Origin of the sequence: Acidovorax sp. LjRoot74 (genome assembly GCF_964254355.1) — a bacterium.
GTDB lineage: Bacteria > Pseudomonadota > Gammaproteobacteria > Burkholderiales > Burkholderiaceae_C > Acidovorax.
Map to the genome: position 1 here is coordinate 793,812 of NZ_CAXUTI020000001.1, position 25,825 is coordinate 819,636.

General features: G+C 65.4%; 26 protein-coding genes. 16 read left to right on the forward strand and 10 right to left on the reverse strand.

Annotated features, from left to right (window positions below; all coding sequences use genetic code 11):
• Positions 1 to 11: 11 nt before the first annotated feature.
• From ACSQ3O_RS03705 to ACSQ3O_RS03725, 5 genes are all read right to left on the reverse strand, one after another.
• A complete protein-coding gene (locus ACSQ3O_RS03705; protein WP_436137901.1) occupies positions 12 to 1,868 on the reverse strand; it encodes an AMP-dependent synthetase/ligase in 1,857 nt (618 codons plus the stop codon).
• A 7-nt stretch (positions 1,869 to 1,875) separates the two neighbouring features.
• Positions 1,876 to 2,697, reverse strand: coding sequence for an ABC transporter ATP-binding protein (locus ACSQ3O_RS03710; protein ID WP_436137902.1), 822 nt, complete (start codon positions 2,695 to 2,697; stop codon positions 1,876 to 1,878).
• Positions 2,694 to 3,533: an ABC transporter ATP-binding protein gene (locus tag ACSQ3O_RS03715; RefSeq protein WP_436137903.1), complete on the reverse strand. Its 840-nt coding sequence runs from the start codon at positions 3,531 to 3,533 to the stop codon at positions 2,694 to 2,696. The genes ACSQ3O_RS03710 and ACSQ3O_RS03715 overlap by 4 nt, the downstream gene beginning before the upstream one ends.
• Positions 3,534 to 3,702: 169 nt before the next feature.
• Positions 3,703 to 4,779 carry a branched-chain amino acid ABC transporter permease gene (locus ACSQ3O_RS03720; protein WP_436137904.1) on the reverse strand — a complete coding sequence of 359 codons (1,077 nt, stop codon included), beginning with the start codon at positions 4,777 to 4,779 and terminating at the stop codon, positions 3,703 to 3,705.
• Positions 4,780 to 4,783: 4 nt separating this feature from the next.
• A complete protein-coding gene (locus ACSQ3O_RS03725) occupies positions 4,784 to 5,659 on the reverse strand; it encodes a branched-chain amino acid ABC transporter permease (protein WP_094288787.1) in 876 nt (291 codons plus the stop codon).
• A 204-nt stretch (positions 5,660 to 5,863) separates the two neighbouring features.
• On the opposite strand from ACSQ3O_RS03725, the gene ACSQ3O_RS03730 reads away from it, so the two are divergent.
• From ACSQ3O_RS03730 to ACSQ3O_RS03740, 3 genes are all read left to right on the forward strand, one after another.
• A complete protein-coding gene (locus tag ACSQ3O_RS03730; protein ID WP_436137905.1) occupies positions 5,864 to 6,661 on the forward strand; it encodes a crotonase/enoyl-CoA hydratase family protein in 798 nt (265 codons plus the stop codon).
• A 109-nt stretch (positions 6,662 to 6,770) separates the two neighbouring features.
• Positions 6,771 to 7,256, forward strand: a complete 486-nt coding sequence (locus ACSQ3O_RS03735) for a thioesterase family protein (RefSeq protein ID WP_137746989.1) — start codon at positions 6,771 to 6,773, stop codon at positions 7,254 to 7,256.
• Between the two features lie 153 nt (positions 7,257 to 7,409).
• The gene (locus ACSQ3O_RS03740; RefSeq protein WP_436137906.1) at positions 7,410 to 7,985 is read left to right on the forward strand and encodes a bactofilin family protein; all 576 of its coding nucleotides are present in this window, start codon (positions 7,410 to 7,412) and stop codon (positions 7,983 to 7,985) included.
• A gap of 50 nt (positions 7,986 to 8,035) precedes the next feature.
• On the opposite strand, the gene ACSQ3O_RS03745 is transcribed toward ACSQ3O_RS03740, so the two are convergent.
• Complete coding sequence (locus ACSQ3O_RS03745) at positions 8,036 to 8,458, reverse strand: acyl-CoA thioesterase (protein ID WP_108618099.1); 423 nt, start codon at positions 8,456 to 8,458, stop codon at positions 8,036 to 8,038.
• A gap of 128 nt (positions 8,459 to 8,586) precedes the next feature.
• On the opposite strand from ACSQ3O_RS03745, the gene ACSQ3O_RS03750 reads away from it, so the two are divergent.
• From ACSQ3O_RS03750 to ACSQ3O_RS03760, 3 genes are all read left to right on the forward strand, one after another.
• Complete coding sequence (locus ACSQ3O_RS03750; protein WP_436137907.1) at positions 8,587 to 10,434, forward strand: ABCB family ABC transporter ATP-binding protein/permease; 1,848 nt, start codon at positions 8,587 to 8,589, stop codon at positions 10,432 to 10,434.
• Between the two features lie 43 nt (positions 10,435 to 10,477).
• A complete protein-coding gene (locus tag ACSQ3O_RS03755) occupies positions 10,478 to 11,410 on the forward strand; it encodes an NAD(P)-dependent oxidoreductase (RefSeq protein ID WP_436137908.1) in 933 nt (310 codons plus the stop codon).
• A gap of 68 nt (positions 11,411 to 11,478) precedes the next feature.
• Entirely contained in the window at positions 11,479 to 11,820 is a 342-nt protein-coding gene (locus ACSQ3O_RS03760) for a nucleotide pyrophosphohydrolase (RefSeq protein ID WP_436137909.1), read from the forward strand.
• A gap of 97 nt (positions 11,821 to 11,917) precedes the next feature.
• On the opposite strand, the gene ACSQ3O_RS03765 is transcribed toward ACSQ3O_RS03760, so the two are convergent.
• From ACSQ3O_RS03765 to ACSQ3O_RS03775, 3 genes are read right to left on the reverse strand one after another with little or no spacing between them, the layout of a single operon-like run.
• Entirely contained in the window at positions 11,918 to 12,955 is a 1,038-nt protein-coding gene (locus ACSQ3O_RS03765; RefSeq protein ID WP_137746984.1) for a DctP family TRAP transporter solute-binding subunit, read from the reverse strand.
• A gap of 53 nt (positions 12,956 to 13,008) precedes the next feature.
• Positions 13,009 to 14,307, reverse strand: coding sequence for a TRAP transporter large permease (locus tag ACSQ3O_RS03770; RefSeq protein WP_137746983.1), 1,299 nt, complete (start codon positions 14,305 to 14,307; stop codon positions 13,009 to 13,011).
• On the reverse strand, positions 14,304 to 14,852 hold the full coding sequence (locus ACSQ3O_RS03775; RefSeq protein WP_137746982.1) for a TRAP transporter small permease: 549 nt from the start codon (positions 14,850 to 14,852) through the stop codon (positions 14,304 to 14,306). Before ACSQ3O_RS03775 ends, ACSQ3O_RS03770 begins: the two co-directional genes overlap by 4 nt.
• Positions 14,853 to 15,136: 284 nt before the next feature.
• On the opposite strand from ACSQ3O_RS03775, the gene ACSQ3O_RS03780 reads away from it, so the two are divergent.
• From ACSQ3O_RS03780 to ACSQ3O_RS03805, 6 genes are all read left to right on the forward strand, one after another.
• Positions 15,137 to 16,069, forward strand: a complete 933-nt coding sequence (locus ACSQ3O_RS03780) for a LysR family transcriptional regulator (protein ID WP_137746981.1) — start codon at positions 15,137 to 15,139, stop codon at positions 16,067 to 16,069.
• A 178-nt stretch (positions 16,070 to 16,247) separates the two neighbouring features.
• A complete protein-coding gene (locus ACSQ3O_RS03785; RefSeq protein WP_298458338.1) occupies positions 16,248 to 17,147 on the forward strand; it encodes an amino acid ABC transporter substrate-binding protein in 900 nt (299 codons plus the stop codon).
• Between the two features lie 119 nt (positions 17,148 to 17,266).
• The gene (locus ACSQ3O_RS03790; protein WP_137746979.1) at positions 17,267 to 18,166 is read left to right on the forward strand and encodes an amino acid ABC transporter substrate-binding protein; all 900 of its coding nucleotides are present in this window, start codon (positions 17,267 to 17,269) and stop codon (positions 18,164 to 18,166) included.
• 112 nt (positions 18,167 to 18,278) lie between these two features.
• Positions 18,279 to 19,037: an amino acid ABC transporter permease gene (locus ACSQ3O_RS03795; protein WP_137746978.1), complete on the forward strand. Its 759-nt coding sequence runs from the start codon at positions 18,279 to 18,281 to the stop codon at positions 19,035 to 19,037.
• A gap of 1 nt (position 19,038) precedes the next feature.
• Positions 19,039 to 19,704 (forward strand): amino acid ABC transporter permease, encoded by a 666-nt coding sequence (locus tag ACSQ3O_RS03800; RefSeq protein ID WP_137746977.1) that lies wholly within the window; start codon positions 19,039 to 19,041, stop codon positions 19,702 to 19,704.
• A 23-nt stretch (positions 19,705 to 19,727) separates the two neighbouring features.
• Entirely contained in the window at positions 19,728 to 20,465 is a 738-nt protein-coding gene (locus ACSQ3O_RS03805) for an amino acid ABC transporter ATP-binding protein (protein ID WP_124511420.1), read from the forward strand.
• A gap of 127 nt (positions 20,466 to 20,592) precedes the next feature.
• On the opposite strand, the gene ACSQ3O_RS03810 is transcribed toward ACSQ3O_RS03805, so the two are convergent.
• A complete protein-coding gene (locus ACSQ3O_RS03810) occupies positions 20,593 to 21,516 on the reverse strand; it encodes a MurR/RpiR family transcriptional regulator (RefSeq protein WP_436137910.1) in 924 nt (307 codons plus the stop codon).
• Positions 21,517 to 21,616: 100 nt separating this feature from the next.
• Here ACSQ3O_RS03810 and ACSQ3O_RS03815 point away from each other — a divergent pair, with 100 nt between their 5' ends.
• The 4 genes from ACSQ3O_RS03815 (at position 21,617) to ACSQ3O_RS03830 (ending at position 25,772) form a co-directional block, all read left to right on the forward strand.
• Positions 21,617 to 22,807: a M20 family metallopeptidase gene (locus tag ACSQ3O_RS03815; RefSeq protein WP_436137911.1), complete on the forward strand. Its 1,191-nt coding sequence runs from the start codon at positions 21,617 to 21,619 to the stop codon at positions 22,805 to 22,807.
• Between the two features lie 49 nt (positions 22,808 to 22,856).
• Positions 22,857 to 23,852 carry a Bug family tripartite tricarboxylate transporter substrate binding protein gene (locus tag ACSQ3O_RS03820; RefSeq protein WP_436137912.1) on the forward strand — a complete coding sequence of 332 codons (996 nt, stop codon included), beginning with the start codon at positions 22,857 to 22,859 and terminating at the stop codon, positions 23,850 to 23,852.
• A 97-nt stretch (positions 23,853 to 23,949) separates the two neighbouring features.
• The gene (gene pyrC / locus ACSQ3O_RS03825) at positions 23,950 to 25,017 is read left to right on the forward strand and encodes a dihydroorotase (RefSeq protein WP_436137913.1); all 1,068 of its coding nucleotides are present in this window, start codon (positions 23,950 to 23,952) and stop codon (positions 25,015 to 25,017) included.
• The gene (locus tag ACSQ3O_RS03830; RefSeq protein WP_436137914.1) at positions 25,002 to 25,772 is read left to right on the forward strand and encodes a DUF3025 domain-containing protein; all 771 of its coding nucleotides are present in this window, start codon (positions 25,002 to 25,004) and stop codon (positions 25,770 to 25,772) included. The genes pyrC and ACSQ3O_RS03830 overlap by 16 nt, the downstream gene beginning before the upstream one ends.
• Positions 25,773 to 25,825: the final 53 nt, after the last annotated feature.

Genomic DNA, 25,825 nt, shown 5'->3' on the forward strand with positions numbered 1-25,825 from the left:
GACGTGCGTGCCTATCGGTACATGGCTTCAATCTGCGGCGCGTACTTCTGTTGCACCAGCTTGCGCTTGAGCTTCATGGTGGGGGTCAGCTCTTCATCCTCGGCCGTGAGCTGGGTGTCGAGCAGGAAGAACTTCTTGATCTGTTCCACACGCGCGAACTTGGCGTTGACGCGGTCGATCTCGGCCTGGATCAGGTCCTGCACCTCGCGCGCGCGGGTCAGGCTGGCGTAGTTGCTGAAGGGCACGTCGTGGTCCTGCGCAAACTTCTCCACGTTCTCCTGGTCGATCATGATGATCACCGTGAGGTAGGGCAGCTTGTCGCCAATCACCACCGCGTCCGTCACATAGGGGCTGAACTTGAGTTCGTTCTCCAGCTCGCTGGGCGTGATGTTCTTGCCACCGGCCGTGATGATGATGTCCTTCATGCGGTCGGTGATGCGCAGGTAGCCGTCGGCGTCGATATTGCCCACGTCACCCGTGTGCAGCCACCCGTCGGCGTCAATGGTCTCGGCGGTCTTCTCGGGCAGGTTGAGATAGCCCTTGAACACATTGGGGCCGCGCACCAGGATCTCGCCCGTGGCGGGGTCGATGCGCACCTCGTTGTAGCTGGCGGCCGGGCCGATGGAGCCGGGCTTGATGCGCGTGGCAGGCACGCCCGTGGCCGCGCCACAGGTCTCTGTCATGCCCCACACCTCCAGCATGGGCACGCCCAGGGCCAGGTACCACTTCACCAGCTCGGGCGAGATGGGCGCCGCTCCCGTAACCAGGAAGCGCGCGCGGTGGATGCCGATAAGCTTGCGCACATTGTTCAGCGCCAGAAAGCGCGCGAGCATGAACTGCGCCTTTAGCAGACCGCCCACTGGCTGGCCCGCCAGCACCTTCTCTGCGATGCGTGTGCCCACGCCGATGGACCAGGCATAGGCCGCCTGCTGCAGCCGCGTCGATTCCTTGAGGGCAATCATCACGCCCGAATAGAACTTCTCCCACACGCGTGGCACGGCGGTGAAGACCGTGGGGGCGATCTCGCGCACGTTCTCGGGCACGGTGTCGGGGTTCTCCACAAAGTTCAGGCGCGCGCCGGTGTAGAGCGAGAAGTATTCGCCGCCCATGCGCTCGGCGATGTGGCACAGCGGCAGGAAACACATGGTCTCGTCGGCCTCGCTGCGCGAGATGAGGGTGTTGTAGCCGCGCACGGTGTAGGTGAGCGCGGCGTGCGTGTGCATCGCGCCCTTGGGCTTGCCCGTGGTGCCCGAGGTGTAGACCAGGATGGCCACGTCGTCGGGGCGGCAGGCCTTGACGCGCTGCATCAGCGCGTCGGGGTGTTGGGCGTTCCAGGCGCGGCCCAGTTCACGCAGGGCCGTGAGGCTCAGCACATCAGCGTCCTGCAGGCCGCGCAGGCCTTCCATGTCGAACACCACGATCTTGCGCAGCAGCGGCAGCTGGCCGCGCACTTCCAGCGCCTTGTCGAGCTGCTCGTCGTCTTCCACAAAAAGCACGGTGGTGCGCGAGTCTTCGCTCAGGTAGCGCACCTGCGCGGCCGCGTCGGTGGGGTAGATGCCGTTGGCCACGCCGCCGCAGCTCAGCACGGCCAGGTCGGCCAGCACCCATTCGATGTTGGTGTTGGACAGGATGGACGCACATTCGCCGGGCGCAAAGCCCAGCGACATCAGGCCGCCTGCAATCTCGCGCACGGCCTCGGCCGTCTGGTTCCAGGTCCAGCTCTTCCAGATGCCCAGCTCTTTTTGCCGCATCCACACGCGCGGGCCGCGCTCGGCCACGGCGTTCCAGAACATGGCGGCGATGGTGTCGCCTGCCAGCACGTCGGTGCCTGCGGGCTGGATGTGATCGAGGTCCCAGAGATTGCTCATGTTGTCCTCATCGCCATGTTTTCTTTTTCTTCCACCGCCGCTCGCCCCGCACGCCCTCGTCCTTCATGCCGAGGTAGAACTCCTTGATGTCGTCCTTCTCGCGCAGGCGCTCGCAGCTGTCTTCCATCACGATGCGGCCGTTCTCCAGCACATAGCCGTAGTCCGATGCGTTGAGCGCCATGTTGGCGTTCTGCTCCACCAGCAGGATGGTGGTGCCGCGCTCGCGGTTGATGCGCACTACGATCTCGAAGATCTCCTTGGTGAGCTTGGGAGACAGGCCCAGGCTGGGCTCGTCCAGAAGGATCAGCTCGGGCGCGGCCATGAGCGCGCGCGAGATGGCCAGCATCTGCTGCTGCCCGCCCGAGAGCAGGCCCGCGTCCTGCGCGGCGCGCTCCTTGAGGATGGGGAAGTAGCCGAACACCGTCTCGATGTCGCGCGCCACCGCGTCGCTATCGCTGCGGGTGTAGGCGCCCATCAGCAGGTTGTCGCGCACCGACAGCAGCGGGAACACCTCGCGCCCCTCGGGCACATGCATCAGGCCTTTGCGCACGATGGCGGCCGGGTCACGGGCGGTGATGTCCTGGCCCTGGAATTCGATGGAGCCCTTGCGCGGGTCGATGATGCCGCTGATGGTCTTGAGGATGGTGGTCTTTCCCGCCCCGTTACTTCCCAGCACGGCAGCGATCTCGCCGCGCCGCACCTGCAGGCTCACGCCCCGGATGGCCTTGATGGGGCCGTAGGCGCTTTCCACGTTCTGCAGGCGCAGCAGGGGCTGATCGGCGGCGCTGGCCACCGGGCTGGTGGCGGGGTCGGACAGCACGGCGCTCATGTGCGGACTCCCATGCTGGAACCCGCTGGGCGGCGCAGGTTGCTCACATCGTCGATGGTGCCCAGGTACGCCTCGATCACCCCTGGATGCGTCTGCACCTCGCGCGGCGTGCCCATGGCCACCACCTCGCCCTGGTTCATGGCCAGCACGCGGTCGGACACCTTGGAGACCAGCGACATATCGTGTTCCACCATCAGCACCGTGATGCCCAGCTCGTGCTGGATGTCCTGAATCCAGAAGGCCATGTCGTCGGTCTCCTCCACATTCAGGCCCGACGAAGGCTCGTCGAGCAGCAGCAACTGGGGTTCGGCGCACAGCGCGCGCGCCAGCTCCACCACCTTGCGCACACCGTACGGCAGGCCGGCCACCATGGTGTCGCGGTAGTGCTGCAGGTCAAGAAAGTCGATGACCTGCTCGGCCTTCTCGCGCGCCTGAATTTCGCCTTCGCGCACTTTGCGCGTGAAGAACATCTCGGCCCACAGGTTGCTGTGCTGCTGCGTGTGGCGGCCGATCAGCAGGTTGTGCAGCACGCTTGCGTGCTCGAAGAGTTCGATGTTCTGGAAGGTGCGCGCAATGCCCAGCCCTGCCACCTTGTGCGGCGGCTGGTCGGTGAGCGGCAGCATGGCGCCGCCGGGGCCTGCGTAGGCAATGGTGCCGGTGGTGGGCGTGTAGATGCGGCTGATGAGGTTGAACACCGTGGTCTTGCCCGCACCGTTGGGGCCGATGAGGGTGAATACCTCGCCGCGCCGCACGTCAAAGCTCACGTTGTTGACGGCCAGCACGCCGCCAAAGCGCACGCTGAGGTTCTGGGCGCTGAGAAGCACATCGGTCGTCACAGTGCTCCCTCCATGGCGCTCGTACTGTTGCGTGTGGGTTGAGACTGGCGTGGCCCAGGCCAGGAACGCCGAGCAAGGGCCGCCCCGCAGCGAGGGCGTTGTCCCCCTGCCCGCGCAGCGCAGCGAAGCGAGAGCGGGGGGAAGGCGCGAAGCGACTCAGGGGGGTGTTTCATTTCAAGCGATCCGATTTCTGGAACGATTTCTGCCGCTTGAACATGCCCTGGCGGTAGAACGGGAACATCTGCAGCCAGGTGCGCACCTTGAGCCAGCGGCCGTACAGGCCCATGGGTTCGAACAGCACAAACGCGATCAGCACCGCGCCATACACCACGGCCTGCAACCCCGGCGCCTGACCGATGGCGGCGGGCAGAAAGTCCTTGCTCAGCGAGATGAGCTGGGGCATCGAGATCAGGAAGATGGCCCCCAGGAAGGCGCCGTGCACCGAGCCCAGGCCACCGATCACGATCATGAGCAAGAGGTCGATGGACTGCAGGATGTTGAACTGGTCCGGCGAGATGAACTGCAGCTTGTGGGCATACAGCGCGCCACCCACGCCCGCAAGTGCGGCCGAGAGCGAGAACGACAGCGTCTTGTAGCGCGCCAGGTGGATGCCCATGCTCTGCGCCGAGATCTCCGAATCGCGAATGGCTACGAACGCGCGACCCGTGGGCGAGCGCAGCAGGTTCAGGATGGCCAGCGTGCTCACCACCGCAATCACCAGGCACAAGAAGTAGAACGACTCGGTGGACTCGAACGAGTAGCCGAACATCTGCGGCGGCACCAGGTGCTTGCCGGAGTTGCCGCCGGTGACGGACTCCCAGCGCGCAAACACCTCCTCAACGATGAAGCCGAACGACAGCGTGGCCATGCCCAGGTAGATGCCCTTGACGCGCAGCGCGGGCAGGCCTACCACCACGCCCACGGCGGCCGACAGACCGGCTGCACAGGCCAGCGACAGCGCAAACGGCCAGCCCATGCCCGTGAGCACAGCCTGTGTGTATGCCCCCACGCCCAGAAAGGCCGCGTGCCCCAGCGAGAACAGCCCCGTGAAGCCCGCCAGCAGCATCAGCCCCAGGCCCACGATGGCGTAGATGAGCACAAAAGTGAGCTGCGCCAGCCAGTATTCCGGCGCGACCCAGGGCGCGGCGACGAGGGCCAGGCCCAGCAGGCTGTACCAGAACACATGGCCGCCGTGTTTGGCGAGACGGATGTCTTGCGCGTAAGAGGTCTTAAAAAGAAAGCGCATGGGGTCAGACTTTCTTTCTCAGCTTTTCGCCGAACAGTCCATTCGGTTTGACCATCAGCATGATCAGCACCACGATGTACGCCGCCGTGTCCTTGAAGCCATCAGGCAGATAGAAGCCCGAGAGCGATTCGACAATGCCAATCACCAGTCCGCCAACAATGGCGCCCGGCAGGCTGCCAAAGCCCCCCACCACGGCGGCCGGGAAGGCCTTGAGCCCGATGAAGCCCATGTTGGCATGCACAAAAGTGATGGGCGCCAGCAGCAGCCCGGCCACCGCCGCCACCACCGCGGCCAGCCCCCAGGCCAGGCCGTTGAGCCGCTGCACCGGGATGCCCATGTAGTAGGCCGCCAGCTGGTTCTGCGATGCGGCCTGCATTGCAATGCCCAGCTTGCTGTAGCGGAACATCGCAAACAGCAGCACGCACAACACGCCCGTGGCGCCGATCACCACCAGCTGCTCGGCGCTGACCACCAGCTCACCCAGGCGCAGGGACTGGTCTTTGTAGGGCACGGGCAGCGTGTGTGTGTCGGTGCCAATGTTGGGGATCATGGTGACCAGGCCGCGCATCACGTAGCCGATGCCGATGGTGAGCATGACGATGGAGAACGCGGGCTGGCCGAGGATGGGGCGGATCACTGCGCGCTCGACCAGCACGCCGAAAAGCCCCATGGCCACCACGCTGGCCAGCACCGCCACCCAGAAGGGAAAGCCCAGCACGGTCATCAGCGCCAGGCCGCAAAACGCGCCGAGCATCATGAGTTCGCCCTGCGCAAAGCTCACGGTTTCGGTGGCCTTGTAGATGAGCACAAAGCCCAGCGCGATCAGCCCGTAGATGCACCCCTGGGAGACACCGCTGATCAACAGTTGCACAAATTGCACCCTGGCTCTCCAGAAGATTTTTACAAAGCGGTTGCTTTGCATAAATAATGTTGACTGCGACCGCTGCTTACCGCACTCGGGGCTAACCCTGAGAGGGGTGACGATCGGGTCGCGGCGGATATTGACGCAGCACGGCACCCCGCGCAATAGGAATAACGTCGGGTGGGTGAACAGGCTCTGAGCATCGGCCCATAGGAGAAGCACATGTCCGTAGAGGTGGAAACGCGAGGCCGTGTCACGCTGGTGACATTGCGCAGGCCCGATGTGCGCAACGCGGTGGACGCGGCAACGGCGCAGGCCCTGCATGCGGCCTTCCTCGCGTTCGACCAGGACGAGCACGCGGATGTGGCCGTGTTTCACGGTGCGGGCGGGCACTTCTGTGCGGGTTGGGACCTGCAAGCGGGGGCGCGCCTGCTGGCCGATGGCGTGGCGCCTGAGGCGCTGGCGCAAACGCTTGATTTCGCCGCCGATGCGGTCCACCCGCCGGGGCCGATGGGACCGAGCCGCATGCAGTTGTCCAAGCCTGTGATTGCGGCGATTGAAGGCGCGGCCGTGGCGGGCGGCATGGAGCTGGCGCTGTGGTGTGACCTGCGTGTGATGGCCGAGGACGCGTACATGGGCGTGTTCTGCCGCCGCTTTGGTGTGCCCCTGATCGACGGCGGCACGGTGCGGTTGCCGCGCCTGGTGGGCCTGTCGCACGCGCTGGACCTGATCCTGACCGGCCGCAAAGTCGAGGCGGACGAGGCCCTGCGCATGGGCCTGTGCAACCGCGTGGTGCCTGCGGGCCAGGCGCTGCAGGCGGCGCTGGCGCTGGCACACACACTGGCCGCCTTTCCGCAAGCCACCTTGCGTGCCGACCGCGCGAGCGCGCTGGCGGGCGAGGGGCTGCCGCTGCAGCAGGCGCTGCTGCAGGAGTGGGCCGGTGGGCGCGAATGCCTGGCCGAAGCGCTGCGCGGAGCCACCCGGTTTGCCACCGGGGAAGGGCGCCACGGCAAGTTTTAGATAAAAATGGCCGCTTGCGCCTGTCCATCAAGCGCTGATAGCTACAAAATCAGGAGCATTCAGGGGCGTGGCCCCTTGTTCCTCACACAACATCCATCCCAGGAGACCCATGAGCAAATCCGCGCCCCCCGCCCCGCAAGCCTTCGAGCCCGCCTTCGTCGCCGGGCTCAAGGCCATCTTTGAAGAGAAGATCGTGTTCAACCAGGTGCTGGGCCTCAAGATCACATCGCTGGCGCCCGATGGCGTGGTGGGCCGTATTGACATGAAGCCCGACCTAGTGGGGCACTATGCCTACAACCGAATCCACGGCGGCGTGATCAGCGCGGGGCTCGACGCCATGGGTGGCCTGGCCGTGATGGCCGCGATTGGCGCCAAGCACCTGGACGAGCTGCCCGAGCAGCGCCTGCACCGCTTTGCCAAGCTGGGCACGATCGACCTGCGCATCGACTACCTGCGCCCCGGCATTGGCAGCCACTTCGAGCTGCGAGCCCAGGTGCTGCGCCTGGGCTCGCGTGTGGCCACCACACGCATGGAGTTCCTGGGGCCGGACGGGCAGATCATGTCGGCGGGCGCGGCTGCCTACATCGTGTCTTGAGGTGTGCGCCGCAGGATGTAACTGCGGGATGTGTGATCCCGCAAGCCTTGCAAGTGCATGCAACCATCGAACCGTTTGGTTACCGTTCTTGCGTAACGAAGGCATCTTTCGCGGAGCGTGAAACCTAGCATGGCCTCTTTTCAAGGAGATCTGATGGCCGTGCAAAACCCCTTCTTTGGCAAGCGTGAACCCGAGTCGTTCCAACCCCGCAGCAGCACCACTTCAGGCTCCGTATTGGGCAGCAGTGCGGTGAGCAGCAGCGCAGCATCGGCACAGCCGGTGCCCCCAGCGGCAGCCCCCAAGCCCAGCAGTGCCAGCGACAGCACGGGCAGCAAGCTCACAGTGGGCCCCAACATCAAGCTCAAGGGCGTGGAGATCACCGACTGCGACACGCTCGTGGTCGAGGGCACGGTCGAGGCCACGATGGACTCGCGCGTGATCCAGATCTCGGAGAACGGGGCGTTCAAGGGCTCAGCCGAGATCGACATTGCCGAGATCCACGGCGAATTCAACGGCACGCTCACCGTGCGCCAGAAGCTCGTGATCTACAGCTCGGGCAAGGTCAACGGCAAGATCCGTTACGGTAAGCTGGTGGTGGAAGAGGGGGGCCAACTGGCGGGTGAGATCGAGGCCGGGTTCTCGGCCTCATCGTCGTCTTCCGGCAGCAGCCATCTGCAGCGCGGGGCAGGGCCTTTGCGCACCGAACCGGCCACCGCACTGGCGGCCTGAAGCCCCTATCTGCGCGCCGCCGCGTGTGGCGCGTCACTGCAGCGCCGTGCTCAGGCCGGTGCGTCGTGCTTGGGCACCGGGCGCGGGCGGCCCTGGTGGTCGATGGCCACGTACGTCAGGCGCGCCTCCGTCACTTTCACATACTGCCCCTGGGCAGAAAAACGTTCGGCATACACCTCCACCTCCACGGTGACCGAGGTGTTGCCCACGCGCGTGATGGCTGAGAAGAACGACAGGATGTCGCCCACGCGCACGGGCTGCTTGAAGATGAATTCATTGACCGCCACGGTGGCCATGCGGCCCTGGATGTAGCGCGCGGGCAGCACGGAGCCCGCCAGGTCCACCTGCGCCATCACCCATCCGCCAAAGATGTCGCCATTGCCGTTGGTGTCGGCGGGCATGGGGATGACCTTGAGCACCAGTTCCTTGTCGGTGGGCAATGCGGCGGGTGGTGGGCTGAAAACGGCAGACATGGGCACAATCTCGGTTGGGGCTGAGCCAATCCTTGGGGAAACCGGTGGTTTCACCAGGCCTTGCGCCCCGAGAAAAACCACCTGGGCATCAGCCAGGTCGGTAAAAACAACAACCGGAATTGTCCCCCATGCGCCACCACGGCGAAACTGCCCCCACCGCTGCCGGTGCCATTGCCCCCGCCGCTGGCACCCCGCCCGCCCCGTCCGACTGGGCCACCCTGCACCGGCTCCTGCCCTACCTGTGGCAATACAAATGGCGCGTGATCGCCGCCATCGTTTTCATGGTGGGCGCCAAGTTCGCCAATGTGGGCGTGCCCATCCTGCTCAAGACGCTGGTCGATGCCATGAGCCTGCAGCCCGGCGACCCGGCCGCCTTGCTGGTGGTGCCGGTGGGGCTGCTGGTGGCCTACGGCGCGCTGCGGCTGTCCACGTCGCTGTTCACCGAGCTACGCGAGCTGGTGTTTGCCAAGGCCACGCAGGGCGCGGCGCGCTCGATTGCGCTGCAGACTTTTGAGCACCTGCACGCCCTGAGCCTGCGCTTTCACCTGGAGCGCCAGACCGGCGGCATGACGCGCGACATCGAGCGCGGTGTGCGCGGCATCGAGTCGCTGATCTCCTTCACCCTGTTCAACGTGGTGGCCACGCTGGTCGAAGTGGTGCTGGTGCTGTCGGTGCTGGCCATCAAGTTCGATGCCTGGTTTGCGTGGATCACGCTGGCGGCGCTGGCGCTGTACATCACCTTCACGGTGCTGGTGACCGAGTGGCGCACCCAGTTCCGCCGCGAGGCCAACGAGTTTGACTCGGCCGCGCACTCCAAGGCCGTGGACTCGCTGCTCAACTACGAGACGGTCAAGTACTTCAACAACGAAGGCTTCGAGGCACGCCGCTACGACGAAAGCCTGGAGCGCCTGCGCCGTGCGCGGCTCAAGAGCCAGACCACGCTGTCCATGCTCAACACCGGCCAGCAGCTCATCATTGCCGTGGGCCTGGTGGCTATGCTCTGGCGCGCCACGCAGGGCGTGGTCGATGGCCGCATGACGCTGGGCGACCTGGTCATGGTCAACGCGTTCATGATCCAGCTGTACATCCCGCTCAACTTCCTGGGCGTGATCTACCGCGAGATCAAGCAGAGCCTGACCGACCTGGACAAGATGTTTACGCTGATGGACAAGGAGCGCGAGGTGGCCGATGCCCCCGGCGCGCTGCCGCTGGCAGGGTTGGACCAGCCCACCGTGTGCTTCGAGGACGTGGTGTTTGCCTACGATCCTGGCGTTATCAGCACTGGCGGGCGCACCATCCTGCAAGGCATCAGCTTTGAGATCCCTGCGGGCAAGACGGTGGCGGTGGTGGGGCCGTCGGGCTCGGGCAAGAGCACACTGGCACGGTTGCTGTTCCGCTTCTACGACATCCAGCAGGGCCGCATCACCATTGCGGGGCAGGAGATCCGCAGCGTGACGCAGGGCAGCGTGCGCCAGGCGATTGGCATCGTGCCGCAGGACACCGTGCTGTTCAACGACACCGTGGCCTACAACATTGCCTACGGCCGCCCCGGCGCCAGCCAGGACGAGATCGAAGCCGCCGCCCGTGCCGCGCGCATCCACGACTTCATCGCCAGCACGCCCAAGGGCTACGCCACCATGGTGGGCGAGCGGGGGCTCAAGCTCTCGGGCGGCGAAAAGCAGCGGGTGGCGATTGCGCGCACCCTGCTCAAGAACCCGCCCATCCTGATCTTTGACGAGGCCACCAGCGCGCTGGACTCCGCCAACGAACGCGCCATCCAGGCCGAGCTGCAGGGCGTGGCGCAGAACAAGACCACGCTGGTGATTGCCCACCGCCTGTCCACGGTGGTGGACGCACACGAGATCCTGGTCATGGACGCGGGCCGCATCATTGAACGCGGCACGCACGCGCAGCTGCTGGCCCTGGGAGGTCGCTATGCCAGCATGTGGTCGCTCCAGCAAAGCGATGCCGCCTGAGCGGCATCCCTCTCTCTTTCATTTGTTTCGCGATTTTTGATCCATGAAGCCCGTCCTTCTCGCCCTCATGTTTTTGTCTGAAGAGCACATCGCCCAGATGGCCCAGACCTTTGAAGTGATCTACGCGCCCGACGCGCCGCAGGCCGCCGCTGCCATCGCGCAGCACGGCCCCCGCGTGCGGGTGGTGTTGACCATTGGTGCGGTGGGCCTGAGCCCGGCGCAGATCGATGCGCTGCCTGCGCTCACGCTCATCTGCGCGCTGGGCGCGGGCTACGAGAACATTGCCGTGGCCCATGCCAAGGCGCGCGGCATTGTGGTGGCCACCGGTGCGGGCACCAACGACGACTGCGTGGCCGACCACACCTGGGGCCTGCTGATTGCGGCGCAGCGCCGCATCCTGCCGCTGGACAAGGCCACCCGCGCAGGCATCTGGCGCACGGCCCTGCCGCTGCCGCCCAACGTGTCGCACAAGCGGCTGGGCATCATCGGCCTGGGCACCATCGGCAAGAAGATTGCGCAGCGCGCGCTGGGCTTCGAGATCGAGGTGGGCTACCACAACCGCAGCGCGCGCACCGATGTGCCTTATCGCTACTTTGCCGACGTGGCGGCGCTGGCCGCGTGGGCGGACTTCCTCGTCGTGGCCACGCCGGGTGGCGCGGGCACCAAGCATCTGGTCAACGCCGACGTGCTGAACGCACTGGGCCCACGCGGCGTGGTGGTCAATATCGCGCGCGGCAGCGTGATCGACACCGCCGCCCTGGCCGCAGCGCTGCGCGGCGGCCGGATTGCCGCCGCAGGGCTGGACGTGTACGAGAGCGAGCCCGCGCCCCCGGCCGAGCTGCTGGACCTGGACAGCGTGGTGCTCACGCCCCATGTGGCGGGCTGGTCGCCCGAGGCGGTGCAGGCGTCGGTGGACCGGTTCATGGAGAACGCCCGGCGCCACCTGGCGGGTGAGGCGCCGGTGTCGCCGCTCTGAAATTTGAATAAAAAAGGCCTTCTGCGCGCAATGGGTAAGCGATTTTCGCTATCAAATCAGGAGTATTGATGTCCGCTGTCGATCTCGACGCCCTGAAAGCCCGGCTGCGCGCCTTTGCGGCCGAGCGCCACTGGCAGCCGTTCCACACGCCCAAGAACCTGGCCATGGCGCTGATGGTGGAGGCGGCCGAGCTTGCCGAGATCTTCCAGTGGATGACGCCCGAGCAATCGCTGGCGGTGGCAGGCGATCCGGCGCTGAAGGAGCCCATCGCCGACGAGGTGGCTGATGTGCTGCTCTACCTGCTGCAGATCGCCGACCACGCGGGCGTGGACCTGGCCGAGGCGGTGGAGCACAAGCTGCGCAAGAACGCGGTCAAACACCCGGTGCCAGATGGCGATTCGAAGAAATAATAGCTGCCTGAGCCTGATGGACAAGCGCTGGCAGCTATTATTTGTATAGCGCCGTCAGGTCGCTGATGGCGCGGGGTGGGCGGGCGTTTGCTTTCTTTTACTGCTTGCGCGCCGCAATCGCCTTCTCGGCCATGTTCACCAGGTCGGCGCCGATCTGGCCCTTCCACTTGTCGTACACGGGGCGGGTGGCCTTGACAAACGCGGCGCGCTCGGCGGGGGAGAGCTGGGTCACGGTCACGCCCAGGGCGGCGATGTCCTTGAGCAGGGGCTTGTCGGCCTCGACCACGCCCTTGCGGGCGATGGCGATTTCTTCCTTGCCTGCGTCGATGGCCGCCTGCTTCACGATCTCGCGGTCGGCGGGCGTCCAGCTGTTCCAGATTTCCTTGTTCACCACAAAGATCAGCGGGTCGTTCACGTAGCCCCACAGCGTGATGTTCTTCTGCGCCACGCTGTGCAGCTTGGCGGCGGTGAAGATGGACAAGGGGTTCTCCTGCCCGTCCACCGCGCCGCTGGCAAACGCGGGCTGTGCGTCGGCCCAGCTCATCTGCGTGGGGTTGGCGCCCAGGGCGGTGAAGGTGTCCAGGAACAGTGGCGAGCCCACCACGCGAATCTTCAGGCCCTTGAGGTCTTCCGGGGTTTTGATCGCCTTCTTGGAGTTGGAGATTTCGCGGTAGCCGTTTTCGCCCCAGGCCAGGGGCACCACGCCCGCCTTGTCCAGCGTGGCGAAGATGCTCTTGCCCACATCGCCCTGCGTCACCGCGTCCACGGCGGCGTAGTCGGGGAACAAAAAGGGCAGCGAGAACAGGTTGAGCTGCTTGACCTGGGGCGACCAGTTGATGGTGGAGCCCACGGCCATGTCGATCACGCCCTGGCGCAGCGCGCTGAACTCGCGCGTCTGGTCGCCCTGGATCAGCGACACGCCGGGGTAGAGCTTGATGTTGATGCGGCCCTGGGTGCGCTCGCGCACCTTGTTGGCCCACAGCTCGCCGCCCTTACCCCAGGGGAAGGCGGTGCCCAGCACCAGCGACATGCGGTATTCGCTCTTGTAGGTGGTCTGTGCGATGGCGGCGGGCGCGGTGAACGCCAGGGCGGCCGCAGCGGCCACGGCCGAGGTGAGGAAGGTGCGCAGTTTCATGGGTTGTCTCCTTGTTGGATGGATGGTGGGTTGAGTGAATAAGCAAAAGGCAATCAGTAGCCCAGGCGCTGGGGCAGCCACAGTGCAATCTGCGGGAACACGACGACCAGCAGCATGGCCACGGTCATGGCCAGCACCAGCCACACGACCCAGCGGGTGGTCTGCTCCATCCGCACGCCCGCGATCTTGCTGGACACCATGAGGTTCACGGCCATGGGGGGCGTGAACTGGCCAATCGCCACGGTGAGCGTCAGCACCACGCCGAACCACACCACGTCCCACTGGTAGTGCTGCATGATGGGCATGAGCAGGGGCACAAAGATCAGGAAGATGGAAATGCCATCGAGGAACATGCCCGCGACGAGCAGCACCACAATCAGCGCGCCCAGCACGCCTTGCTCGCTCAGGCCCGACTGCACGATGGCGCGGGTGATGGGGTCGATCACGCCCAGCGTGGACAGCGAGAACGCAAAGATGCCCGCGAGCGAGACCACCACCAGGATCACGGCCGAGAGTTCGCCCGCCTCGCGCAGGATGCCGAACAGGTCACGCACTCGGATCGTGCGGTGCACCACCATGCCCACAAACAGGCCGTAGAACACGGCGACCACGGCGGCCTCGGTGGGCGTGAACCAGCCCGCGCGCATGCCGCCCAGGATCACCACGGGCGCCGCCAGGCCCCAGGAGGCCTCGCGCAGGCTGCGCCAGAACGGCGGGCGCGGCATGTCGGCCTCGGCGCCGCCCATCTTGTGGCGCCGCGCCAGCCACACGGCCGGGACAATCAGTGCAATGCCCGCCAGCACCCCGGGGAACATGCCGGCAGCAAACAGCGCGGGCACCGAGGCGCCGGGCACCAACACCGAGTACACGATGAAGGCCACAGACGGCGGTATGAGGATGTCGGTGGCGGCCGCGCCCGCCACCACGCTGGCCGAGTAGGCGGCGGGGTAGCCCGCGCGCGCCATGGCCGCAATCATGACCCCGCCCACAGCAGCTGCGGTGGCCGGGCCCGAGCCCGAGATGCCGCCCAGAAACATGGCCACCGCAATCGCCACCAGTGGCAGCATGCCCGGGCCGCGCCCGACGATGGAGACCGCAAAGTTCACCAGCCGTAGCGCCACACCCGAGCGGTCGAAGATCGAGCCCACGAGCACAAACATGGGGATGGCCAGCAGCGGGTATTTGCCGAGCCCGGCATAGAAGTTCTGCGGCACGGCCAGCAGGCCGAACCAGGGGGTCTCGGCATTGGCCAGCGCAATGGCGGCAGCGCCCGCCAGGCCCAGGGCGGCGCCAATCGGCACGCCCAGAAACATCATGCCCAGAAAGGCCACAAACAGCAGCGTGGCGATCATGTGCGTGCCTCCGCTGTGGCTGATGTGGCCGCTGCGCGCCGCAGGCGTGCCCACAGTTGCAGCGCCCGGGCCGTCGTCAGCGCACACAGCACCGGCAGCCACACCGAGTACCACCACTGCGGCACGCCGATGCCGGGGGAGGTTTCTTCATACCGGTAGTCGTCCCACACCACGCGCACGCTCAGCACCGTGATCAGCCCAAACAGCAGCGCGACCATGAGCGCGCCGAACTGTGCGAGCCGCTGACGGCGTTGCTCGGAGCCACCATCGGCATAGAACTCGATGCGGATGTGCAGCTGCCGCGCCACTGCCGCCGAGCCGCCGACCAGCGCCAGCACGATCATCAGGAACACCGAGATCTCCTCGGTCCAGGCAAACGATGCATCGGTGAAATAGCGCACCACCACATTGACGAAGGTGATGAGTGCCAGGGCGGCCATCGTCAGGACGATGAGCCAGTCTTCCAGGCGCAGGGAGCGGGGGGCGTCAGCAGCCGCTGGCGCGTCGGGCGCAGCGGGCCGCCCATCGGGAGTGGAGGTGGACATGGACGCGGGGAGTCAGAAAACACAAGGGGCGGATACCGATCTTGTGGCCCGGCGGTGTTGTGCACCTGGGCGTTGACCGATGGAGCGGCGGGGTGAGCGCGCCGAGCATTATGCGTTGCCTGCTATGCATGCACAGCATTGGTGCAGTGCCGCAAGCGATGCCACCGGGCGCGGCCGGGGCCCGCGCAGGTGCCCCAACCACACTGGATCGCTCCACCCGTGATCTGTAGAAACCCTCATGCCGGGCGCCAGCAAGGCGCAGCCTGCGCGCGGATAATGCGCCGATGGAAACCAAGTGGCTTGAAGATTTCGTCAGTCTTGCGGAAACCCGCAGCTTCAGCCGGTCAGCGCAGCTGCGGCATGTGACCCAGCCAGCGTTCTCGCGGCGGATCCAGGCGCTGGAGGCCTGGGCCGGTACCGACTTGGTGGACCGCAGCTCCTACCCCACCCGCCTCACGCCCGCTGGCAAAACCCTCTACGACCAGGCCCTGGAAATGCTGCAGGCGCTGCAGAACACCCGCGCCATGCTGCGCGCGCACACCAGCGCGGGCAAGGACATGATCGAGTTCGCCGTGCCGCACACGCTGGCATTCACCTTCTTCCCCGCCTGGGTGTCCAGCCTGGCCGACAAGTTCGGCCCGTTCAAGAGCCGCCTGATCGCCCTGAACGTGCACGACGCCGTGATGCGCCTGGTAGAGGGCGGCTGCGACCTGCTGATTGCCTACCACCACCCTTCTCAGCCCTTCCAGCTTGATGCCGACCGTTATGAAATGGTCAGCCTGGGGCAGGAGGTGCTGTCGCCCTACAGCAAGGCCGACGCCGAGGGCCAGCCCGTGCACCGCCTGCCGGGCCGCGCGGGCCAGCCGCTGCCCTATCTGGGCTACGCACCCGGCGCCTATCTGGGGCGGGTGACTGAACTCATCCTCAAGCAGTCGCAAACGCCCATCCACCTGGAGCGTGTGTATGAGACCGACATGGCCGAAGGCCTCAAGGCCATGGCGCTGGAAGGCCATGGCGTGGCCTTCTTGCCGCACAGCGCCGTGAAGAAGGAGCTGCGCTCGCGCCGCCTGGTCAGCGCGGCGCCCTCGGAGGCAGAAGGCCTGCAGATGACCATGGACGTGCGGGCCTACCGCGAGAAACCAGCGGGCAAGGAGGCCCCCAAAGGCACGGCCCAGGCGCTGTGGACCTACCTCCAGGCCCAGGCCGGGTCATGCTAAGGGTAAATACGGATATAAACACTTTGCATAGTTGCGCCCGCAAACGGCATTGGAGTTTCATAGTAACGACACGTACAGTTCGCGCCATCGCTGGGTCGGTGGCAACAACACATGCCTGCAACTGCCGCGATGGCACGAACATTGCAAACCCGATTCCTTTCTTTTACCGGGACGTCGTATGAAAGTTCAGCACTGGAGATTCGCTAAGGGCCTGGTCGCCCTGGGCTGCCTGCTGGCGGCGTCTGTGCAGGCGGCAACGGTGCTGGAACGTGTGAGCGCTGGCGGCAAGTTGGTGATTGCCCACCGCGAGTCGTCGGTGCCGTTCTCGTATGTGGATTCCCAGTCGGGCAAGCCCGTAGGTTATGCCGTGGACCTGTGCCTGCGCCTGGCCGATGTGGTGCGCAAGAAGACCGGCAAGAAGGACATGGAGGTGGAGTTTGTGGCTGTCACGCCCGCCAACCGCATCACCATGATCGAGCAGGGCAAGGCCGACATGGAATGTGGCTCCACCACCAACAACGCCGAGCGGCGTCAACAAGTGGCGTTCACCATCCCCCATTTCATCACCGGTGCCCGGCTGCTCGTGAAGTCCGCCAGTGCCATCGACAAGGTGGAAGACCTCAACGGCAAGAAGCTGGTGTCCACCAAAGGCACCACACCGCTCAAGGCGGCCGACCAGGCCAACCGCGAGCGCCTGATGGGCATCACCATCGTGGAAGCCCCAGACCATGCCAAGGCCGTAGATATGGTCGAAAAGGGCGAGGCCGATGCCTTCGTGATGGACGACGTACTGCTGTATGGCCTGGCGGCTGGCCGGCCCAACCCCAAGGCGCTCAAGGTGGTGGGCCGCTTCATGACCACCGAGCCGCTGGCCATCATGCTGCCCAAGAACGACCCCGAGTTCAAAAAACTGGTAGACGAAGAGATGCGCCGCCTGATCACCAGCCGCGACATCTACCCCATCTATGATAAGTGGTTCAACAAACCCATCCCTCCGAATAACACGGTGCTGAACCTTCCGGTCAGTTATCTGTTGCGCGACTTCTGGAAATACCCTACCGATCAGGTCCCCTTCTGACGAGTATCCTCGGGTAAGTCCTCCCCCATTTCTAGACGTTTGGGCTTGCAGCCCGGGCGGGTTGCGGCCAGTCTCTAGAATTTCCCCCTTTTTTCTGTTTTCAACACAAGGAGATCCCTATGAAGAAACATTTGCTCGCGATTGCTGTGACCGCCCTGGCCGCAGGCAGCGCGTTCGCTCAAGCCACCGACACCCTGGCCAAGATCAAGGCCTCGGGCAGCGTGACGCTGGGTGTGCGCGAGTCTTCGGGTCTTTCCTACACGCTGGGCAACGGCAAGTACGTGGGCTTTCACACAGAAATGGGTGAAATCGTCCTGCACGACGTTCAGAAGCAACTGGGCCTGGCCAAGCTGGACATCAAGTACCAGCCTGTGACCTCGCAGAACCGTATTCCCCTGGTGACCAACGGCACCGTGGACCTGGAGTGTGGCTCCACCACCAACAGCGCCGCCCGCCAGAAGGACGTGGCCTTTGCCGTGACCACCTATGTGGAAGAAGTCCGCATGGTCGTCAAGGCCAACTCGGGCATCACCTCCATCAAGGACCTGAACGGCAAGACTGTGGCCACCACCACGGGCACCACCTCGGTGCAGACGCTGCGCAAGCACGAACGTGCTGGCGGCATTGACTTCAAGGAAGTCATGGGCAAGGACCACGCCGACAGCTTCCTGATGCTGGAAACCGGCCGTGCCGAAGCGTTCGTGATGGACGGCTCCATCCTGGCCGCCAACATCTCCAAGTCCAAGGCACCTGCCGACTACAAGATCGTCGGCGAAGTGCTGAACGTGGAGCCCATCGCCTGCATGCTGCGCAAGGACGACCCTGCGTTCAAGAAGGCCGTGGATGATTCCATCAAGCGCCAGATCAAGGATGGTTCGCTGGCCAAGCTGTACGACAAGTGGTTCATGCAGCCCGTGCCACCCACCAACGTGAAGATCGGCCTGCCGATGTCGGATGCGACCAAGGAAGCTTGGGCCAACCCGAACGACAAGCCCATGGAAGACTACGCCAAGAAGTAATCTTCTTGACGCGCGTGCCCCTTCGGCCAGCCGGTTTGAAGGGGCTTTTTTGTTGGGCACGCTGCCTGCGCGCCGTGCCCGGCGCAATACCAAGAATTAAAGGGGTGCTCCTATGAGTTGGGATTGGCAGGTGTTCTGCCAGGACACCATGGACCGGGAAGTTGTGCAGAGCTGCTTTGGCAAGGGCGGCGACATCACTTACCTGGACTGGATGCTGTCGGCCTGGGGCTGGACGGTGTCCGTTTCGTTGCTGGCCCTGGTGCTGGCGCTTGTGTTGGGCTCTTTCATCGGCACGCTGCGCACGCTGCAGGACCGGCCCATGATTGTTCGGCTGGGCAACGCCTGGGTCGAGCTGTTCCGCAACATTCCGCTTCTGGTCCAGATTTTCCTCTGGTACCACGTTCTCCCCAGCCTGTTCCCGGTGCTCAAGGGGGTTCCCGGCTTTGCCCTCGTGGTGCTGGCCCTGGGCTTCTTCACCTCGGCGCGTATCGCCGAGCAGGTGCGCTCGGGCATCCAGGCCCTGCCGCGCGGCCAGCGTTACGCGGGCATGGCTGTGGGGTTCACCACCTTCCAGACCTACCGCTACGTGCTGCTGCCCATGGCGTTCCGCATCATCATCCCGCCGCTGACCAGCGAGACGATGAACATCTTCAAGAACTCGTCCGTGGCGTTTGCCGTGTCGGTGGCCGAACTCACCATGTTCGCCATGCAGGCGCAGGAAGAAACCTCGCGCGGCATCGAGGTGTACCTGGCCGTGACCACGCTCTACATCATCTCGGCCTTTGCCATCAACCGGATCATGGCGTTCATCGAAAAACGCGTGCGCATCCCGGGCATGGTGGTCGCAGGTGCTGCTGGAGGGGGGCATTGATATGAATCTCGACTTTTCCTTCTACAACTGGGACCTGATCTCCAACTTCGTGCTCAAGGGGCTGTACTTCAGCCTGATGCTCACGGTGATCGCCACCATCGGCGGCGTGTTTTTTGGCACCCTGCTGGCGCTGATGCGCCTGTCGGGCAAGAAGTGGCTCGATGTGCCCGCCACCATCTACGTCAACGGCATGCGCTCCATTCCGCTGGTGATGGTGATCCTGTGGTTCTTCCTGCTGGTGCCCGCCATCATCGGCCGCCCCATCGGCGCGGAAGTGTCGGCAGTCATCACCTTCATCGCCTTTGAAGCGGCGTACTTCAGCGAAATCATGCGCGCCGGCATCCAGTCCATCCCGCGTGGCCAGGTGTATGCCGGGCAGGCGCTGGGCATGACGTATGGCCAGAACATGAAGCTGGTGGTGCTCCCCCAGGCGTTCCGCAACATGCTGCCGGTGCTGCTCACGCAGACCATCATCCTGTTCCAGGATACGTCGCTCGTGTATGCCATCGGTGCCTACGACATGCTCAAGGGCTTTGAAGTGGCGGGCAAGAACTTCGGCCGCCCCATCGAGGCGTACCTGGCTGCCGCCGTGCTGTATTTTGTGATGTGCTATGCGCTGTCCTGGGCGGTCAAGCGCCTGCACCAGAAGATCGCCATCATCCGGTGATCCGAGAGATTGAGGAATAAACAATGATCGAACTCAAAAACGTATCCAAGTGGTATGGCCCCGTGCAGGTGCTCAACGAGTGCTCGGCCACCATCAACAAGGGCGAAGTGGTGGTGGTCTGCGGCCCCTCGGGCTCGGGCAAGTCCACGCTCATCAAGACCATCAACGCGCTCGAACCCTTCCAGAAGGGCGAGATCACGGTCGATGGCGTGAAGCTGCATGACCCCAGCACCAACCTGCCCAAGCTGCGCAGCCGCGTGGGTATGGTGTTCCAGCACTTCGAGCTGTTCCCCCACCTGTCGGTGACGGACAACCTGACCATCGCGCAGATCAAGGTGCTGGGCCGCAGTGCGGACGACGCCAAGAAGCGCGGCCTGAAGATGCTGGAGCGCGTGGGCCTGATCGCCCACAAGGACAAGTTCCCCGGCCAGCTCTCGGGCGGCCAGCAGCAGCGCGTGGCCATTGCGCGCGCCCTGTCGATGGACCCCATCGTGATGCTGTTTGACGAACCCACGTCCGCGCTCGACCCCGAAATGGTCGGCGAAGTGCTGGACGTGATGGTGGGCCTGGCCAACGAAGGCATGACCATGATGTGCGTGACCCACGAAATGGGCTTTGCGCGCAAGGTGAGCAACCGCGTGATCTTCATGGACGTGGGCGGCAAGATCCTGGAAGACTGCTCGAAGGACGAGTTCTTCAACAACCCCGAGGCACGCCAGCCGCGCACAAAAGACTTCCTCAACAAGATCCTGCAGCACTGATGCAGCGTCGCCCCGGACCGTCAGGTCTCGGGATTGGAAGCAAAAAAAGCGCTCTTCGGAGCGCTTTTTTCATGGGCGTCGTAACGCCTGAAAACCTTGCGCGGGCCAGTAGCCAGGATCACGCCGGTCAGCGCTTGCCTCCCCGCCGCCCCGCTGGCGGGTTGCCTTCCACGATGAGCTGGGCTTCCACGTCCTTCCACAGGTCGTCGCGCCGCTGCAGGGCTTCGGACACGGCTTCGTGCCGCAGCTGGGCCACGGCCGACACCAGGGCGTTGCACACGAAGAACGCGGCGGTGTACGAGTCAAAGGGCGAGGCGTTGGAGATGCGCACCTGCACGCGGTGGTGGGCCAGGGCCGCCAGCGGCGCGGCGGTGCTGTCCACAATGGCCAGCACCTGGGCCCCCGCGTCGCGAAACCGCTGCGCTACTTTCACAGGCCCGCTGGCATAGCGCCGGATGCTGAAGACCAGCAGCGTGTCCTCGGGCTGGATCCAGAGCAGCTGGTCGGTGGCGGCCACGGCGCCCGCGCCCAGTTCGTGTACGCCGGGGCGGCACATGTTCAGGTGCAGCGCCAGCCAGGCGGCCACGGGGGCGCTATTGATCTGCGCCAGCACAAACACACGCCCGCTGTTCTGCGCGATGCGCGCCACGATGGCCTCGAACGCCGCCATGTCCAGCCCGTCGCGCGTGGCGGTGATGTTGTGCTGGTCGTGCAGCAGGGCGTCGTCCACGCATTGCTGCAGGCTGCGCTCGGTGCCGATGGTGACGGGCGCACGCTGCCCGGCGGTTTGCAGCAGGGCCGTGACCTCGCCCCGGGCCTCGCGCTGCGCCTCGGCATAACTCGCGTAACCGAGCTTGGCAAACAGCCGCACCACGGTCGATGCGCTGGTGCCGGTGCGCGCTGCCAGGGCGGTGGCCGACTCCAGCAGCGCGTGGGGGTAGTCCCGCCCCAGGGCCTCGGCCAGGGCGCGTTCGCTGGCCGTGAGTTCGCCGCCCTGGCGGGCCAGGCGCTCGGTCAGCAGTGCGGTGGATGTTTGCAATGATGATTTCATTTATGTCTCATTTATGAAAAATGTATTGCAAACAGCCGAAACGCATGCAACACTGCGGCCCAAATTTTGCCCCGACCCGGGGTCCGACCCAAGGACAACCATGCTCGAAACGCTTGAAAACACAGCATCCCAGGCGCCATCTGCCCCATCCGCGCCGGCACTGGCCTGGCTGGCGGGCCAGGGGCAGGCCATGCAAGAGCTATTGCAGAAAGTGGTCAACATCGACAGCGGCAGCCGCGATGAGGCGGGCGTGACCGCTGTGGCCCATGCACTGGCCGAGCGCCTGCTGGCTGCGGGCGTGCCCGTGCAGTTCGAGCCCGTGCCCGGCTACGGTGTGCTGCTGCACGCACAGGTCAACGCGGCCGGGGCAGGCGGGGAGGGCGCGCCCCTGATCCTCATGGGCCACATGGACACCGTCTATCCCGCAGGCACCGTGGCGCGCCGCCCCTTCCGTGTGGAAGACGGCCGTGCCTACGGCCCCGGCGTGGCCGACATGAAGTCGGGCCTGGTGCTCAACGTGTTTGTGGCCGAGGCCTTTGCCCGCTGCGGCGGGCTGAAGGCGCCCCTGCACCTGTTCTTCTCGTGCGACGAAGAGATCGGCTCGCCCGCCACGCGCGACCTCATCATGGCCCGGGTGCGCGGCGCCCGGGCCGTGCTCAATGCCGAGCCCGGCCGCGTGAGCGGCAACGTGGTCACCAGCCGCAAGGGCTCGATGGTGGTGGAGTTCGAAGTGCAGGGCGTGGCCGCGCATGCGGGCATCAACCACGCGGCAGGCGCCAGCGCCATCGAGGCCCTGGCACGCAAGACGCTGGCGCTGCACGCGCTCACCGACCTGGCCACGGGCGTGACCTGCAACGTGGGTGTGGTGCAGGGCGGCATTGTGCCCAACATGGTCGCCCCGCATGCCAAGGCCGAGGTGGACCTGCGCTTCACCGCCGACACCAACCCCGACGACCTGCTGGAGCGCGTGCGTTCCATCGTCGAGGAAGAATCCGTGCCTCGCACCCAGGGCCGCATCACCTTGCACCGCCGCACGCTGCCGATGAAGCCCACGCCAGACTACCTGCTGGCTCTGTACCAGCAGGGCGCCCGTTCGCTCGGCTTTGAGGTGCAGGGCGAGTTCACCGGCGGCGCGGCAGACAGTGGCCTCACCGCCTCGGTGGGCGTGCCCACGCTGTGTGCCACGGGCCCCGTGGGCGGCCACCCCCACACCGAGCGCGAGTACTGCGAACTGGCCACCTTTGTGCCGCGCGCCCAGGCCGTGGCGCTGGCGGTGCTGGGCCATCCCTGATTCCAGCTTTTATTCCCCTTTTTTGCTTTTTGCGTTTTTGAAGACTGCCATGAACCACATCCCTTCCCGCCGCCACCTCCTGTCTACCGGCCTAGGCCTCGGCCTGGCCGGTCTTGCAGCGCTGCCTGCGCTGGCGCAGGACAAGTTCCCCTCGCGTCCCATCACGCTGGTGGTGCCGTTCCCGCCCGGTGGGTCGGTGGACATCATGGCGCGCCAGTATTCCGAGCCGCTGTCCAAGGTGCTGGGCGTGCCCATCGTGGTGGAAAACCGCGCGGGCGCGGGCGGCTCGGTGGGCGCGCAGTATGTGGCGCGTGCCAAGGCCGACGGCTACACGCTGGTCGTGTCGTCGCAAAGCAGCCACTTGGCCAACCCGCTCACGCAGCCCAAGGTCGGCTACGACCCGGTGAAGGACTTTGAAAACATCGCCATCCTGGGCCGCCTGCCCAATGCGCTGGTAGTGCACAGCAGCCTGCCGTTCAAGACCTTCAAGGAGTTCATCGACTACGCCAAGAAGAACCCCGGCAAGCTCAACTACGGCAGCGGCGGCGTGGGCAGCATGGGTCAGCTGAACGTGGAAATGCTCAAGGCCGCCACCGGTGCCTTCACCACCCACATCCCCTACCGGGGCGGCACGCCGCTGATCACGGCGGTGCTGGGCAATGAGGTGCAGTTCATCCTCGACAACCTGGTCATCATGCTGCCGCACATCCAGGCGGGCAAGGTGCGTGCGCTGGCCCTGGCCAACGACCAGCGCCTGCCGCAGCTGCCCGACGTGCCGACCCTGGCCGAAGTGGGCTACCCCCAGCTCAACCTCACCTCGTGGATCGGCCTGGCTGCGCCGGGCGGCACGCCCGATGCGGTGGTGCAGACCCTGTACAAGGCGGTGCGCGAGGTCGCCACCTCGCCCGCGATGCTGGCCAACCTCAAGGAACGCGGCGTGATCGCCCCGGAAGAGATGACCCCCGCCGCCTTCGAGAAGATGATGTCCGAGCGCCTGGTGAAGTTTGGCGAGGTGGTGCGCAAGGCCGGCATCACCGCCGAATAAGGTGTGGGCCGCTGGGATATGAGTGTTTTTGGCTGCCTCCGCGCAATGGATAAGCGCTGATAGCTATAAAAATGATAGTAATCATGCCAATGGGACAATGTCGCCCATGACAGCCGCACTCCACACCCCCACCGCGCCCACCACCCTCACCATCACCCGCCCCGACGACTGGCACCTGCACGTGCGCGACGGGGCGCCGCTGCACACGGTGGTGCCGCACACCGCCGCCCAGTTCGGCCGCGCGATCATCATGCCCAACCTGCGCCCGCCCGTGACCACGGCCGAGCAGGCCCTGGCCTACAAGCAGCGCATCCTGGCCGCCGTGCCCGCGGGCGTGAGCTTTGAGCCGCTGATGACGTTGTACCTCACCGACAACCTGCCGCCCGAAGAAATCGCCCGCGCCAAGGCCGCCGGCGTGGTGGCCTGCAAGCTCTACCCCGCAGGCGCCACCACCAACAGCGACGCAGGCGTGACCGACCTGCGCAAGACCTATAAAACGCTGGAAGCCATGCAGAAGGTGGGCATGCTGCTCTTGGTGCACGGCGAGGTGACCAGCAGCGACATCGACCTGTTCGACCGTGAGGCGGTGTTCATCGAGCAGCAACTCATCCCGCTGCGCCGCGACTTCCCCGAGCTGAAGATCGTCTTCGAGCACATCACCACCAAGGACGCGGCCGACTACGTGATGCAGGCCGACCGCTTCACCGCCGCCACCATCACCGCGCACCACCTGCTCTACAACCGCAACGCCATCTTTGTGGGTGGCGTGCGCCCGCACTACTACTGCCTGCCGGTGCTCAAGCGCGAAACCCACCGCGTGGCCCTGGTGCAGGCCGCCACCAGCGGCAGCAGCAAGTTCTTTCTGGGCACCGACAGCGCACCGCACCCCGCGCACCTCAAGGAGCACGCCAGCGGCTGCGCAGGTTGCTACACCGCCCACGCCGCCATCGAGATGTACGCTGAGGCGTTCGACAACGCGGGTGCGCTCGACCAGCTCGAAGGCTTTGCCAGCTTCCACGGCCCGGACTTTTACAGCCTGCCGCGCAACACTGGCACCGTCACCCTGCGCCGCGAGTCGTGGACACCGCCCGACAGCTTTGCGTTTGGCGAAGCCGAACTCAAGCCCCTGCGCGCCGGTGAAGCCCTGCCGTGGCGGCTGGTGTAAGCGAAACCTTCGCCGCCATTGACTGGAGCGCCCCCTGGCTAGCGCCGTGGCGCGGCCTGGGCCAGCCCCTGGCGCAGCAGCTTCAGCACGATCCGACAGTGCACCGGGCGTTACAGACGGCAGCGCCACCGGGTGCACCGGTAGCTTTTGTGCCCCAGTCCGACCTGCCCGAAGGCACCGCCTACGAGCAGCACATCTGGGACACCCGCAGCGTGCCCACCCGCGACAACCTGCACGACTTCTTCAACGGCCTGGTGTGGCAACACCTGCCGCACACCAAGCGCCGCCTGAACCAGCTGCAGGCCCAGGCGATTGCCGCCGATGGTGTACAGGCTGTGCGCGGCCCGCTGCGTGATGCCCTCACGGTGTTCGACGAAAACGGCGCACTGCTGCAGGCGCCGGATGCCCTGTGGGATGCGCTCCGGGCGCGGGACTGGCAGCGTCTGTTCATCGACCTGCGCCCGCGGTGGGCCGAGGCCCGGCTGGTGCTGGTGGGCCATGCGCTGCTCGAAAAGCTGGTTGTGCCTCGAAAACCCATGGTTGCGCACGTCTATCAAGTCCCATTAGCTATTGAATCGATAGCGAATATGGACGCCTGGCTGGCGCAGGAGATCCAGCCGCTGACCTGGGCTGCCAAGCCCTTCACGCCGCTGCCGGTGCTGGGCGTGCCCGGCTGGTGGCCCGCCAACGAGGCGCCGGGCTTTTATGCCGACGCCCAGGTGTTCCGGCCCTTGCGGGCAGCGCCTGTGCCGTAATTCCCGCCAAGCCTTGTGTGATAAGGCCCTGGCCGGGGTTTGCACCTACCATA

Coding starts and splice junctions, on each gene's coding strand:
- ACSQ3O_RS03730 (WP_436137905.1), top strand. CDS start 5,864: ATGTCCGTAGAGGTGGAAACGCGAGGCCGTGTCACGCTGGTGACATTG.
- ACSQ3O_RS03780 (WP_137746981.1), top strand. CDS start 15,137: ATGGAAACCAAGTGGCTTGAAGATTTCGTCAGTCTTGCGGAAACCCGC.
- ACSQ3O_RS03785 (WP_298458338.1), top strand. CDS start 16,248: ATGAAAGTTCAGCACTGGAGATTCGCTAAGGGCCTGGTCGCCCTGGGC.
- ACSQ3O_RS03735 (WP_137746989.1), top strand. CDS start 6,771: ATGAGCAAATCCGCGCCCCCCGCCCCGCAAGCCTTCGAGCCCGCCTTC.
- ACSQ3O_RS03800 (WP_137746977.1), top strand. CDS start 19,039: ATGAATCTCGACTTTTCCTTCTACAACTGGGACCTGATCTCCAACTTC.
- ACSQ3O_RS03795 (WP_137746978.1), top strand. CDS start 18,279: ATGAGTTGGGATTGGCAGGTGTTCTGCCAGGACACCATGGACCGGGAA.
- ACSQ3O_RS03750 (WP_436137907.1), top strand. CDS start 8,587: ATGCGCCACCACGGCGAAACTGCCCCCACCGCTGCCGGTGCCATTGCC.
- ACSQ3O_RS03770 (WP_137746983.1), bottom strand. CDS start 14,307: ATGATCGCCACGCTGCTGTTTGTGGCCTTTCTGGGCATGATGTTTCTG.
- pyrC (WP_436137913.1), top strand. CDS start 23,950: ATGTCGCCCATGACAGCCGCACTCCACACCCCCACCGCGCCCACCACC.
- ACSQ3O_RS03820 (WP_436137912.1), top strand. CDS start 22,857: ATGAACCACATCCCTTCCCGCCGCCACCTCCTGTCTACCGGCCTAGGC.
- ACSQ3O_RS03790 (WP_137746979.1), top strand. CDS start 17,267: ATGAAGAAACATTTGCTCGCGATTGCTGTGACCGCCCTGGCCGCAGGC.
- ACSQ3O_RS03815 (WP_436137911.1), top strand. CDS start 21,617: ATGCTCGAAACGCTTGAAAACACAGCATCCCAGGCGCCATCTGCCCCA.
- ACSQ3O_RS03745 (WP_108618099.1), bottom strand. CDS start 8,458: ATGTCTGCCGTTTTCAGCCCACCACCCGCCGCATTGCCCACCGACAAG.
- ACSQ3O_RS03760 (WP_436137909.1), top strand. CDS start 11,479: ATGTCCGCTGTCGATCTCGACGCCCTGAAAGCCCGGCTGCGCGCCTTT.
- ACSQ3O_RS03765 (WP_137746984.1), bottom strand. CDS start 12,955: ATGAAACTGCGCACCTTCCTCACCTCGGCCGTGGCCGCTGCGGCCGCC.
- ACSQ3O_RS03805 (WP_124511420.1), top strand. CDS start 19,728: ATGATCGAACTCAAAAACGTATCCAAGTGGTATGGCCCCGTGCAGGTG.
- ACSQ3O_RS03740 (WP_436137906.1), top strand. CDS start 7,410: ATGGCCGTGCAAAACCCCTTCTTTGGCAAGCGTGAACCCGAGTCGTTC.
- ACSQ3O_RS03710 (WP_436137902.1), bottom strand. CDS start 2,697: ATGAGCGCCGTGCTGTCCGACCCCGCCACCAGCCCGGTGGCCAGCGCC.
- ACSQ3O_RS03705 (WP_436137901.1), bottom strand. CDS start 1,868: ATGAGCAATCTCTGGGACCTCGATCACATCCAGCCCGCAGGCACCGAC.
- ACSQ3O_RS03775 (WP_137746982.1), bottom strand. CDS start 14,852: ATGTCCACCTCCACTCCCGATGGGCGGCCCGCTGCGCCCGACGCGCCA.
- ACSQ3O_RS03720 (WP_436137904.1), bottom strand. CDS start 4,779: ATGCGCTTTCTTTTTAAGACCTCTTACGCGCAAGACATCCGTCTCGCC.
- ACSQ3O_RS03755 (WP_436137908.1), top strand. CDS start 10,478: ATGAAGCCCGTCCTTCTCGCCCTCATGTTTTTGTCTGAAGAGCACATC.
- ACSQ3O_RS03810 (WP_436137910.1), bottom strand. CDS start 21,516: ATGAAATCATCATTGCAAACATCCACCGCACTGCTGACCGAGCGCCTG.